This is a genomic window from Ekhidna lutea (genome assembly GCF_900188325.1).
GTDB classification, from domain to species: Bacteria; Bacteroidota; Bacteroidia; order Cytophagales; family Cyclobacteriaceae; genus Ekhidna; species Ekhidna lutea.
The window spans coordinates 240808-253239 of sequence record NZ_FZPD01000005.1 but is presented as its reverse complement, the minus strand read 5'-3'; the positions used below and the strand labels follow the sequence as shown (position 1 = coordinate 253239).

General features: G+C 40.7%; 10 protein-coding genes. 6 read left to right on the top strand and 4 right to left on the bottom strand.

Translation table 11 applies throughout. The features are described 5' to 3' along the window. The first annotated feature begins 33 nt into the window (after nucleotides 1-33). A complete protein-coding gene (locus CHB71_RS15030; protein ID WP_089357763.1) occupies nucleotides 34-1176 on the top strand; it encodes a M23 family metallopeptidase in 1143 nt (380 codons plus the stop codon). Nucleotides 1177-1246: 70 nt separating this feature from the next. Here the strand turns inward: CHB71_RS15030 and CHB71_RS15025 are convergent, their stop codons facing one another. The 3 genes from CHB71_RS15025 to CHB71_RS15015 form a co-directional block, all read right to left on the bottom strand. Continuing rightward, nucleotides 1247-2632 (bottom strand): M16 family metallopeptidase, encoded by a 1386-nt coding sequence (locus CHB71_RS15025; protein ID WP_089357762.1) that lies wholly within the window; start codon nucleotides 2630-2632, stop codon nucleotides 1247-1249. Between the two features lie 7 nt (nucleotides 2633-2639). Continuing rightward, nucleotides 2640-4019, bottom strand: coding sequence for a M16 family metallopeptidase (locus tag CHB71_RS15020; protein WP_089357761.1), 1380 nt, complete (start codon nucleotides 4017-4019; stop codon nucleotides 2640-2642). A gap of 102 nt (nucleotides 4020-4121) precedes the next feature. Further along, nucleotides 4122-5288, bottom strand: a complete 1167-nt coding sequence (locus tag CHB71_RS15015) for a PQQ-dependent sugar dehydrogenase (RefSeq protein WP_089357760.1) — start codon at nucleotides 5286-5288, stop codon at nucleotides 4122-4124. A 140-nt stretch (nucleotides 5289-5428) separates the two neighbouring features. Here CHB71_RS15015 and CHB71_RS15010 point away from each other — a divergent pair, with 140 nt between their 5' ends. Together CHB71_RS15010 and abc-f are read left to right on the top strand one after the other, a co-directional pair. Next, nucleotides 5429-7417, top strand: coding sequence for a sensor histidine kinase (locus tag CHB71_RS15010; protein WP_089357759.1), 1989 nt, complete (start codon nucleotides 5429-5431; stop codon nucleotides 7415-7417). Nucleotides 7418-7475: 58 nt separating this feature from the next. Beyond that, nucleotides 7476-9350 (top strand): ribosomal protection-like ABC-F family protein, encoded by a 1875-nt coding sequence (gene abc-f, locus CHB71_RS15005; RefSeq protein WP_089357758.1) that lies wholly within the window; start codon nucleotides 7476-7478, stop codon nucleotides 9348-9350. A gap of 1 nt (nucleotide 9351) precedes the next feature. Here abc-f and CHB71_RS15000 read toward each other — a convergent pair whose 3' ends face one another. Beyond that, complete coding sequence (locus CHB71_RS15000) at nucleotides 9352-10020, bottom strand: DUF6090 family protein (RefSeq protein ID WP_089357757.1); 669 nt, start codon at nucleotides 10018-10020, stop codon at nucleotides 9352-9354. Nucleotides 10021-10106: 86 nt separating this feature from the next. Between CHB71_RS15000 and CHB71_RS14995 the strand changes: the two genes are divergently transcribed. The 3 genes from CHB71_RS14995 (at nucleotide 10107) to CHB71_RS14985 (ending at nucleotide 12379) form a co-directional block, all read left to right on the top strand. Further along, entirely contained in the window at nucleotides 10107-10505 is a 399-nt protein-coding gene (locus tag CHB71_RS14995; protein WP_089357756.1) for a hypothetical protein, read from the top strand. Nucleotides 10506-10588: 83 nt separating this feature from the next. Continuing rightward, nucleotides 10589-11404, top strand: coding sequence for a M48 family metallopeptidase (locus CHB71_RS14990; RefSeq protein WP_089357755.1), 816 nt, complete (start codon nucleotides 10589-10591; stop codon nucleotides 11402-11404). Continuing rightward, entirely contained in the window at nucleotides 11405-12379 is a 975-nt protein-coding gene (locus CHB71_RS14985) for a YitT family protein (protein WP_089357754.1), read from the top strand. It begins immediately after the preceding gene. Nucleotides 12380-12432 lie beyond the last annotated feature (53 nt).

The window sequence follows — 12432 nt, the reverse complement described above, 5'->3', positions numbered from 1 at the left end:
ACTGAGCGAACGATTCATACGTATCACTTATGCATGAATGTGAAGTTGATCGCCACAACTATATGCATCCTACTGCTTCAAGGATGCAAAGAAGAAAAAGTACCAGAACGTTTTTACCCTCGAAATGACCATCACGCGTACTGGTATTCATTAAAGCAAGCCAATCTCCTGGAAACAGCCCTAGTAAAAGATTGGCTGGAAGCCGCAGAAAAACCTTTTGCTCAACAGATCGAAGTAAAGCTTCCGTATCAGGAATCATTTACTTTATCGGAAATAAAGCCGGAGGCCCTTGGGTATCGATTTGATGTGAAAAGGGGGCAGAAAGTATTAGTAGATATTCAACTCTTTTCACCTGATACGACTAGAGTGTTTGTTGATCTATTTCGTGTTGAAAACGACTCCCTTAGTGAATACTTGCAGGTAGCTTCTGCAGATAGTACACTTCAACTAGGCTTTGAACCTCGAAAAAATGCTTCATACATACTCCGGCTTCAGCCTGAGTTGTTAAGAGGTGGTCAATTCACTATTACCATTGAAAACGTACCAACGCTTGCTTTTCCTGTTGCTGGTAAAGATTATCGGGCGATTCAAAGCTTTTTCGGCGATCCCCGAGATGGTGGACGCAGAGATCATCACGGAGTTGACATTTTTGCAAAAAGGCATACGCCCATTATTGCTCCTGTCAAAGCTGAAGTTCGCTTTGTTGGTGTACGAGGCTTAGGAGGCAAAGTGGTTTGGTTATATGATCGAGAAAGAGGCAACAACCTGTATTTTGCTCATTTGCAAGATCAGAAGGTCAATAAATATCAAATGGTAAATCCAGGTGATACCATTGGCACGGTTGGCAATACAGGCAATGCGCGATATACCCCTCCTCACCTTCACTTCGGCATTTACCGAAATGGGCCCATGGATCCCTATTCCTTTATCGTTGAAGAATATCCCAGACCGCCAAAACTTATCCCGGATACAATGCTACTTGGAAAATTATTTGCGGTGAACAAGGCAATGTATTTAAAGTCAGCAATGAGCAATCAGTCCTTAAATCTTGATACCCTCGACACTGGAAGCTTTATCGCTGTTAATGCCGTTAATCATGAATATGTAAGGGTGGCAACAGAGAATGGAATAGTTGGATTTTTAGATAAATCTGAAGTTTACAGCTTTTTACCCTGAATGGGTAAATTCAATAAAAAAGCGGCCACATTGGACCGCTTTAAAATGAATAGGTGATTGGACAGAACTTTTAGTTTCCAAATTCCTTTTCGTATTCATTGATTTGCTCTTCTATTTTTTCCTTGTCTCCTACAATGACCAATTTCATATCCTCTGGCCGAATGTACTTTTTCACAAGCTCACTTACCTGCTCAGGAGTAACAGCGTAGATATTTTTTACTTTATCTGTCAGGAAAGACTCGGGTAAATCATATATATCCAGGTATGAAAGCTGGCCTATAATGCCTCCAGGTGTGGAATTTTGGAGCACATAGATGCCTGCCTCATAATTTTTGATTCCATCCAGTTCTTCTTTTGAAGGTGGTTCATCCTGAAGTTTAAACACCTCTTTTGTAATCTCACGAAGTGCAGGACCTGTGACATCAGTAGTGACATCTGCCATCTCATACCAAACGGCTGATTTATACTTATCAGAAATGGTGCTGTAAGGAGAATATGTATATCCTTTATCCTCCCTGATATTACTGGTAATTCGAGAGCCAAAAGAACCACCAAGAAGTGAGTTGGTGATGTCCAATGCGATATAATCCGGATTAGATGGGTCAGCAACCGGCAATCCAATCATAATTGTTGATTGAGGAGCATCCGGTCTATCAATCATCTGAATATTATCTGAAAGTTGAGGTTCAGCTATTGGGTAGTTCGCCTCCTCCCCTTCTATCCATCCACTCAAACTTTTTTCAATGGCTCCTTTTGCCGCCTCAGCGTCAAATTTTCCCGCTACATAAACAGTGGTTCGCTTTGCTCCAAAGTTTTCATTATAGAATGACTTGACATCATCAATGGTATAGCTATCCAACATTTCATCCGTTGGGAAAATTCTACCATAAGCATGATCCGGGTAAATAGATGCATAAAACTGAGCCATGGCTTGTGGTTGAGGCTGAGTCATACTCACGCTCAACTGTCTTTTTTGATCGTTAATCAACCGACCCAGTTCTTCTTCAGGAAATGCAGGATTTGTCAAAACATCGGCCATCAATTCAATGGCATCCGGCACATACTCATAAAGCACAGATGCTGTTAAGGTAGTTGTATGCTGACCTACTCCGATCGAAAGATCGCCACCCATGCTTGCTATCTCATCTGCTACCTCATTTCCTGTGCGGTTTAAGCTCCCCTCCTGCATTAAATCACCTACAAGATCACTCAGCCAAACCTGCTCCGGACCTTCATTGATATTCCCAGTTTTAACAACAATCTGGATAGTTGCTTTTGGGATAGAACCCCACGACACCATCACTCCCTTAAGTCCATTTTCAAGTGAAAAAGTCTCCTTTGCAGGAAGAGTAAATCCTTTAGGCTCACCACCTGGAGGTGGCGTTTCTTTTTCCTGTGCCAGACTCATAGCTGGAATCAGGTAGATGTAAAATATATATTTAAATATCGTCTTCATGATTCGTTTAGTTTTGAGTTTCAGCAGTTGGTTTTAGGGTAAGGATCGTACGGTTGGATGATCTCAGGTAATCCTTGATTGTTCTGTTTACATCTTCAACAGTAACCTTTTTAAATTCACTTTCGATATTGTTAATCCTGGAAGGATCATCATCAAACAAGGCAAAACTGCAAAGTAAATCTGCCCGTCCAAAGCCAAAGAAGCCTCCAAGATTATCGTACAGGCTTGATCTGATTTTAACAAGCGCATTGTCCAGCATTTCCTGTGTAACTCCATTTTCTTCCAATCCACTGATTACGTCATCTACTGACTGGATGATGCTATCTGCTTCCGTGGTGTTGTCATAGGTTAAATTAAACATCCAAAGCATTGGGCCTTTGTAGTTAAACATATTACCCAGATAGTTGATACCGCCATTCACATTGGCCGCATATCCATTTTCCTTTACCAACTCCTTATATAATAAGCTGTTATCTCCCTGAACTAAAATTTGATCCAAAAGTCCCATTGCATAGTATTCTGCGCTATTACGCTCCGGCATTTGATATGCAAGTGCGATGGCTGGTTTTGTGGCCAGTTTGTCTTCCTTTTCAAATCGCTTTTCCTCAGTTTGAGGCTTCTCGGAAATGTCCGGTGATTCCGGTAGCTCTGCTGATGGAATGTCACCAAAATATTGTTCAATCCATTTTTTGGCATCTTCAATTTCAAAATCTCCTACTACAGAAATCGCAGCATTGTTAGGAGCATAATAAGTGTCAAAGAAATTTTGAACATCAACCAATGTAGCCGCATCCAAATCTTCCAGGTCGCCATAAAAGTTGTGGGCGTTATACCAGTTTTCATTAGCGTACTGTGGCATATCCAACCATGGGAACCCGCCATAGGGTTGATTCAAGACGTTTACCTTTACTTCATTCTTTACTACGCCTTGCTGATTTGATAAATTTTCTTGCGTAATATCAAGCCCTCTCATTCGGTCAGCTTCAGCCCACAGCATGGTTTCCAACTTGTGTGCAGGGACTATCTCAAAATAGTTGGTAAAATCAAAACGAGTAGAGCCATTTAGAACCCCTCCATTTTGCTGCACCAGCTTGATAAACTCCATTTTGCCCAGATTTTCAGAACCTTGAAACATCATGTGCTCAAAAAGGTGCGCAAAACCGGTACGATCTTTTGGCTCAATTCGGAAGCCAATGTTGTAGTAAGCTGCTATCACAACGGTGGGTGATGTTTTATCCTGTGAAAGGATCACCTTCAATCCATTGTCGAGCTTATAATACTCGACCGGAACCTGAAATGATGCTGATTCTTGTTTTTCTTCTGTTGGTGTACAACCTGCCAGCCATGCCAGGCAGGTTGCCATCAGAAATAGCTTTTTGTATTTCATAGTGTATTTATTAGGTAATTATTGCAATAGAAAGAAAGTGATTTTCATCTGGAAAAAAGATGGCATTTACACCAAAGGCGAAAAAACAGCCGGTGACGGATGTCAATTGTTGTAAACAATTCGAAAAATAGTCTCGGCAAGGTCGTCAGATACCAACATTGCTCCATCAGCAGCAAAAACTATGTCCACAGGCCGTGCCCATGCGGTATTCGTTTCTTTGTTTAGGAAACCTGTTGCAAAATCTTCATAAGAAACACCTACACCATTCTCTTCGGTCACCATTGTGATTTTGTGACCGGTGTGACCAACCTCCGCATCCCTATTCCATGAGCCATGCTCTGCTATGAAAATCTTATGCTTATACTCGGATGGGAAAGCGTCACTCGTGCAAAACTTCAATCCGAGCGGCGCAACGTGTGGCCCTAAGTTTTGAGCAGGTTTCACAAAATCATCACAGGGTCTTTTATGCCCAAATTCCGGGTCTTTGAAGTAGCCTCCGTGGCAATAAGGATAACCAAAATGCTGACCTGATTCTGCTACCCGATTCAGCTCGCAAGGAGGTTCATCATTGCCCAGCCAGTCGCGTCCATTATCCGTAAACCACATCTCACCGGTTTCCGGATGCCAGGTAAAGCCAACTGTATTTCTAACACCATGCGCGTACACTTCTCTATTCGAGCCATCCGGATCCAAACGCGTGATGCTTGCATACATTTCATTTTTACTTTCGCAAATATTACAGGGAGCCCCTACCGGCACATAGAGTTTACCATCAGGCCCAAAAGCGATGTATTTCCATCCATGATGGCCATCGGTTGGATAATCATCATAAATCTTCACTGGTTTGGGAGGGTTATCCAGGTTGTTTTCGATATCATCAAAGCGCCAGAGTTTCGAAACCTCCGCTACAAACAATGAACCATCTCTGAATGCAATTCCGTTTGGCATCCGCATATCACTTGCTATAACATATCGTTCATCCGCTTTTCCGTCTCCATCAGTATCTTTCAACGCGTAAACCTTATCTCCTCCTCTGTTACTTACAAACAGAGTACCTTTTTCAGTTAAAACCATGGCTCGGGCATTGTTGACCCTTGCAAATACACTTATTTCAAAACCTTCAGGCAGTACCACCTGATCCAGATTCAGCCCCTCATTGGATGTAAGGTCAACCGTGGATTTATCATCCGTTTCAACAGGTGAATCGGCATTGTTTGATGAACATGATATACCAAAAATCAGTAAAACAAGAATTAAGCCCTTATTCATAATAATTTTTTCTTTAAGTTAAGAAATCTGAGATTAATCATTTTTGTTGCTTCAATCGAAGAATTAAGCAGTTAAATAGAATAATCTACAAAAGGTAGCTTTGTTTACATAGATTTCTCATTCAAATCTGAAGATTCAACTTGATCGCTAAAACGTCACTGTATATCTCACTATTTCTGGCTCTTGGTATTAGCTATTCGCAAGGACAACCACTTGCATTCAATGGCCAGCAAATCGAACTGGATGGTTCATGGAATTTGGTCATGGATGATTTTTTGAGTTATGATGAAATCAGTCAAAGACCTAAAAGTATTTCAATTAATGTCCCCAGCATTTGGAATGAGGTGCTTTGGGAAGGTAGTAAAGTAGGAGCTTATGGTTTTGGAACCTATTATCGTACGTTTATCTATCCACAAAACCTACGTGATACTACGCTGGCAATAGAAGTTTCAGAGGTCAGCCTTGCTTACAAACTTTATGCGAACGAAAAACTTATCGGACAGGTAGGTAATCCAGGCGCAGATAAAAACAAAGCAGAGCCTAGAATTGACTATCAAATATTTGATTTCTCTGTTCAGGCGGGAGATACAATCACACTCATTTTTCATATTAGCAATTTTGAACATAAGACTGGCGGTTTATGGTATGCTCCCACGATCGATTATGAAACAAGAATCATTAATAGGTATGAACAAGGTCGTACCATAAAACTCATTATTCTCGGCTGTATTCTTATAGGCGGTCTTTTTCAGTTTACCATCTTCATTCTTAATCCCAGGGAAAAATTCTGTATCTACTTTGCTCTGGTTTGCATGTCTCTGTCACTAATAATCATTACCAGAGGTGATCTCACTATCATGGATCTTTTTCCCGATACCTCCTGGATTACCTTAAAGAAAACATTGTACCTGGCTATTGCTATGACCGGTCCCGCCAACGCCTTATTTCTTAGAGAAATTTATCCAAAGTTCTATCCTACTAAGATCATTAACATTATGGCAATCATTGCCATTGCCCTTGTCCTATTTGTTATCGTAGTTCATCCAAGAATTACATATTCAATTGTCCCATTGCTTCATGGCTACAACATCATCATAGGAGTCTTCCTCCTTGTATGTCTTGTTCGGGCAGCTATCGCAAGAAAATATGGAGCCCGATTTTTACTCATCGGATACGCTGCGGTCTTCCTTACACTCGTCCATGACATGCTCAGCAGTCAATACATCCTCCCTTCCTATTCATTCGAGCTTATGTATTTAGGAATCACGATCTACATTATTCAACTGATGATTCTTTTATCAGGAAGGTATCTCTTCGCTTTGAAAGGGAAAGAGGAGTTATCAAATCATCTAAAAAAAGTAAACAAGGAATTGGAGGAAATGGTGGAGCGACGCACAAAAGCGCTGAAAGACAAAAATCAAATCATCGAAACCAAAAATGCTGAATTGCAAAAAGCCATCAAAGAAAAAGATCATCTAATGGCTGTGGTAGCACATGACTTAAAAGCTCCCCTTTCAAGCATTCAGGGGATAAGCGAAATGATGGGAACAGACCTGGAAGGACAGTCTGCACAATTTAATGAGATGATCAAAAAAGTGACAATGGATGGTCGTGCAATGATTGAGAACCTGACTGAACTGAAAGTGTTTGAGCAAGGTGATTATGAGGTTAAGCTGTTGTCAATTGACATTGGGGATTTTTTTGATCAAAAAAAGATGGAGTATAATGCAAGAGCTGAAAAAAAAGATATTGTCCTTAAAAGCCATCTGATTTCAAAACAAAAAATCGTAACAACAGATGTAAATATCTTAGGAAGAATAACAGATAATCTACTTTCAAATGCGATCAAGTTTACTCCAAAAGGTGGAGAAGTAAATTTCAACATCAATGCAAATGAAGAAAGTCTCACACTTGTTTTCAAAGACAATGGACCAGGCTTTAAGGAGAACGACAAAGACAAAGTGTTTAAAAAATTCCAACGCCTATCCGCCAGGCCAACAGCCGGAGAAAGTTCCACTGGTTTAGGGCTATCAATCGTAAAAACGCTTGTAAAACTATTAAACGGAACCATCGCCTTGGAGAGTGAAGAAGGAAATGGAGCTACTTTTACCGTTACATTACCTGTTTAATCAATAGTTTTTTGTTTGTTTTCATTCTCTGTCTTGCATTGCAATTACTTTTGCGCGCATGATCGATATTACGAATCTTTCTTACTACCTGGGGGACCGGGCGCTATACGATGAGGCATCTTTATTCATCGGTCCAAAAGACAAGATTGGACTGATTGGATTGAATGGAACCGGTAAATCTACCCTCCTTAAAATGATGGTGAATGACGCCCAGCCATCCGGTGGTAAAATATCGATGAGTAAAGACACTACAATTGGGTTCTTGAATCAAGACCTCCTCTCTTTTCAAACCCAGGACTCCATCTTATCGGTAGCTATGACAGCCTTTGCCGAATCAATGAAGATACAAAAAGAGATCGATAAGGTGATAAAGGAAATGGAGGAAAACTACCGCGATGAGTTGGTAGACAAATTAACAAAACTCCAGGAAAGATTTGAGGCAAATGAAGGATATACATTGCAGTCCAGAGCTGAAGAGATATTGGAAGGTATTGGTTTTAAGACTTCCGATCTGCAACGTCCATTAAGTGAATTCTCCGGAGGATGGAGAATGCGTGTTATGCTTGCGAAACTACTATTGGAGAAACCAAGCCTACTGATGCTGGATGAGCCGACAAACCACCTTGACTTACCTTCTATTCAATGGATTGAAAACTACTTACAATCGTATGAAGGCGCTTATATCATCGTATCTCACGATAGGGAATTTCTTAATCGAACGGTGAATAAGATTGTTGAGGTCACGCAAGCTGATCTTCATGTGTACTCCGGCAACTACGACTTCTATGAGGAAGAAAAAGAGCTCAGGAATGAACTTCAGCAAAATGCATTCGAAAACCAGCAGAAGAAGATCAAAGAAGCGGAGCGATTCATTGAACGGTTCAAAGCTAAAGCCACTAAAGCCAGTCAGGCTCAGTCCAAAATGAAAATGTTGGAAAAGATGGACCGGGTGGAAGAGGTTGTTGATGAAAACATGAAGGTGAATTTTCGATTCAACTTCAAAACCAAATCAGGAAGACATGTGAAAAGATTGGAAAATATATCCAAGTCATATGGAGACCTGGATATCCTCAAAAACAGTTCGATTGGCATAGAACGTGGTGATAAGATCGCTTTGATTGGGGCAAATGGAAAAGGGAAATCTACCTTGCTAAGAATCATTGCAGGAACAGAATCGCATGAAGGAAAAGTACAGACCGGCCACAACGTAATCAACTCATTTTATGCCCAGCATCAACTGGAATCGCTTCAGGTTCAAAACGATTTGCTAGAGGAGCTAAAGCAGGCAGGAACAGGTAAAACAGAACAAGAGCTAAGAAGTGTACTTGGCTGTTTCTTATTTTCCGATGACGAAGTGTTTAAGAAAATCAAAGTGCTTTCAGGGGGTGAGAAATCGAGAGTAGCGCTTGCAAAAACTTTAATTTCAGAAGCAAACTTCCTCCTACTCGATGAACCTACAAACCATCTGGACATGATGTCGGTGAGTATTTTGGTTCAGGCTCTTCAGCAATACGAGGGGACTCTTTTACTTGTTTCTCACGACAGGCACTTTATCACGCAGGTTGCTAATAAGATCTGGTACATAGAAGATAAAGAGGTAAAGGAATACCCGGGCACATACAAAGAGTTTGAATGGTGGTGGAATAAGAATAATAAAGGGCAAGAAACAGCAAAGAAGGAAGACAAGCCCAAAGAGAAAAAGCAAAACACTAAGCAGCGAACAAATGCAGAGGAACAGCAAGCTATTAAAGATTTGAAAAATGTAGAAAAAGAAATTGAAGCGCTGGAAAGCAACATTAAGTTGCTGGAAACACAAATGGCTGACCCTCAGGTTTACGAAAACCCTCAGGAGTACGAAAAGGTCAACATCGACTACAATAAGAAGAAAGAAGAGCTTGAGAGACTAATGGAAAAATGGGAAGAGTTGGCTTAACTTATTTTAAACCGGTTAAATATTCGTCCAACTTCTCCTTAACATCTTCAACTTTCTTTTTCACCTCTCCGTAAAATCCGTCTTTTGCGGTAAAAAGAAAACGGTACGCATAGATCATATTTTGAAATTCATTATTCCTTAAGAAGTCATCTGCGACAGTGGACCTGGAGGTAAACTTGATGTTTTTCATAAAAAATGGTTTAATAAAATCCCTAACATGCTCATTCAAAGCTTCATCATATTGATTGGTACCCCGATAGTACTGTTCATATAATTCAATAACCTCATTTCTAATTTCGAAATCAGAAATCTTATCGATCTGACCAGAAGATTTAATTGACTCGTAAACCGTTCGCTGCGGCACAAACGGTGGATTATACTGAATGGTCAAAATATCATTCCTGATCTGTGCAAAATCCTCATATTCCTTACCAGAAGTTGCCTCTGAAAGAGTAACGATTGATTTAGTGATCATCTGATTAATCTGCTGTAGAGTATCTAATGCTTCAAGATCAGCTTCAAGATCCTTGATTAAGCTTTCGAGGTATTTCTGCTCTCTCGCCCTGTTATTGGTCTCCTCCTTATACCCTTCCAGGTAGAAAGCAATACTAATACCGAGGATCACAACAAGTAAATTAGCAAAGTGATCCAGCCAATTAATCTTCTTCATGGATTAAAAATAATTGAAACTTGCCGTTCGCAACAAAAAGTATCTAAGGTTTCGCTAATCAATTTATCTTTCAAAAAATCATTTTTATGAATACGAAAATTCTGATGATAGCAAGCGCTATTTTCCTGGGTGGCATGGGCATTTCGCTCATATTTTTTCCACAGGAAATCTCGACCTTTCTAAACTCTGGTGATGCATTAATCCTCCAACTATTAGGTGCATTATATTTTGGCTTTGCCATGATCAACTGGACCGCAAAAGCCAATCTCATTGGAGGAATTTATGGAAGGCCTGTTTCCATAGGAAATTTCTGTCATTTTGGGATTGGTGGTCTTGCATTAGTAAAACCTGTACTGACTGATCTACTCACCGAACCCGAGTGGATCATTATTGCTATTGTTTATCTCTTCTTTGGAATTGCTTTCGGGTATATTTTTTTCAACCACCCGAAACTGAAAGAGAGAAACTCATCAGTTCTGGCATGACATTGGGTAGTAAAACGGAATCAAAAAATGAATCTAACGTTCTATTTTTGAAATAGAATTATCTTCATCCAAAATTGTTACTCATGAAACATAAGTTAGCTTCTCTATCCCTCCTTTTTCTTGCTTTGCTCCTATTCCAATGTGCCAATGTACCGATGAGCGGCAGGTCGCAACTCGCACTTATAGGTAATGATCAAATCTTTCCAATGAGTTTTGACCAGTATGAGCAGGTAAAAAAGGAAAGCAAAATTGTTACTGGAACAGATGAGGCGCGTATGGTGAAGCGCGTGGGAACGAGAATACAACGTGCGGTTGAGCAATACTTTGCAGATCAGGGGCAATCCAGCTATCTGAATGACTATAAATGGGAGTTTAACCTAATCGATGAAGAAACAGTAAATGCCTGGTGTATGCCTGGTGGGAAGGTTGCATTTTATACCGGCATAATGCCCATCTGCAAAGATGAGACAGGGGTGGCTGTAGTAATGGGACATGAGATTGCTCATGCCATCGCCAATCATGGCCGTGAACGAATCAGTCAGCAATATGCAGCTCAATTTGGACTTTCCGCAGTTAGCATCCTATTATCCGGTGGCAGTAGTGCACCATCCATTCCAACTGAAATCATCATGCAGGGAGCTGGTGCCGCAACTTCACTAGGAATACTCGCATTCTCCAGAAAACACGAATCAGAATCAGACAAACTTGGACTGTACTTCATGGCAATGGCTGGATACAATCCACAGGAGGCACCTAAATTTTGGGAGCGAATGGCTGCACAAAGTGGCGGGCAGTCTCCACCAGAATTCGTGTCCACTCACCCCTCACATGACACAAGAATTTCAGACCTGAAAGCCAACATGCCTAAAGCAATGGAATATTACAGAAAAAGCCAGTAAGTGAATAAATCCAGACCCGTTTTTAAATTTCTCAAATCGCTAAAAAATCTACTTGGTGGTAGAGGTGAAAAAATCAGCGACATCACACTTGCCCGTCAATCCATAGAGGTACGTGAACGAGTGAGCCGTTGGCTTAAAGAGTTTGTGTTTCTTGTATTAGGAATATTATCAGCAGGTTTTGGATTAAAGGGGTTCCTCCTACCTAATGACTTCATTGATGGAGGAGTTACCGGCATTTCACTACTTACCAGGGCCGTTACAGGATACCCATTGCCTATTTTAATTGTTGTAATCAACATCCCATTCATTGTACTGGGCTATTTCCAGATTGGACGATCATTTGTATTCAAAAGCATCCTTGCCATCATGGGATTGGCACTGGCACTAACCTTTATTGAGTACCCAATAATAACCTCAGACAAATTGCTGGTAGCTGTTTTTGGAGGATTTTTCTTAGGTGCTGGAATAGGATTATCAGTAAGGGGTGGTGGTGTGTTGGATGGAACCGAAGTGCTTGCGATTTACCTGGGACGTCTTACCGGATTGACCATTGGCGATTTGATTCTTGTATTCAATATTTTAATCTTCTCTACAGCGGCATACCTCCTTTCAATTGAAATTGCACTGTACTCAATACTTACCTACCTGGCTGCTTCCAAGACAATAGACTTTGTAGTGGAGGGTGTGGAAGAATATATTGGAGTGATCATTATTTCACACCGTAGTGAGGCAATAAGGGTGATGATTACCGATCAGATGGGTCGTGGCGTCACCATCTACAAGGGTACCAGTGGTTTTGGGCCAAAGGAAGACCTTCAGGATTCAGAAATTCTTTACTCTGTAATTACCAGGCTTGAAATTGCCAGTCTACAAAACAAAATCAAAAACATTGATCCAAAAGCCTTCATTGTGATGAATAGCGTGAAAGACCTGAGGGGTGGAATGATTAAAAAGCGGCAGTTTAAGGAGCATTAAGTTGTTTAACCGCAGAAGTCTCTGAGATTGAACTCAGAGATAACAGAAATTTC

Bases quoted from the DNA above. Each gene is read 5' to 3' on its own strand.
- CHB71_RS15030 (WP_089357763.1), top strand. From the start codon at position 34: ATGAATGTGAAGTTGATCGCCACAACTATATGCATCCTACTGCTTCAA.
- CHB71_RS15025 (WP_089357762.1), bottom strand. From the start codon at position 2,632: ATGAAGACGATATTTAAATATATATTTTACATCTACCTGATTCCAGCT.
- CHB71_RS15020 (WP_089357761.1), bottom strand. From the start codon at position 4,019: ATGAAATACAAAAAGCTATTTCTGATGGCAACCTGCCTGGCATGGCTG.
- CHB71_RS15015 (WP_089357760.1), bottom strand. From the start codon at position 5,288: ATGAATAAGGGCTTAATTCTTGTTTTACTGATTTTTGGTATATCATGT.
- abc-f (WP_089357758.1), top strand. From the start codon at position 7,476: ATGATCGATATTACGAATCTTTCTTACTACCTGGGGGACCGGGCGCTA.
- CHB71_RS15000 (WP_089357757.1), bottom strand. From the start codon at position 10,020: ATGAAGAAGATTAATTGGCTGGATCACTTTGCTAATTTACTTGTTGTG.
- CHB71_RS14995 (WP_089357756.1), top strand. From the start codon at position 10,107: ATGAATACGAAAATTCTGATGATAGCAAGCGCTATTTTCCTGGGTGGC.
- CHB71_RS14990 (WP_089357755.1), top strand. From the start codon at position 10,589: ATGAAACATAAGTTAGCTTCTCTATCCCTCCTTTTTCTTGCTTTGCTC.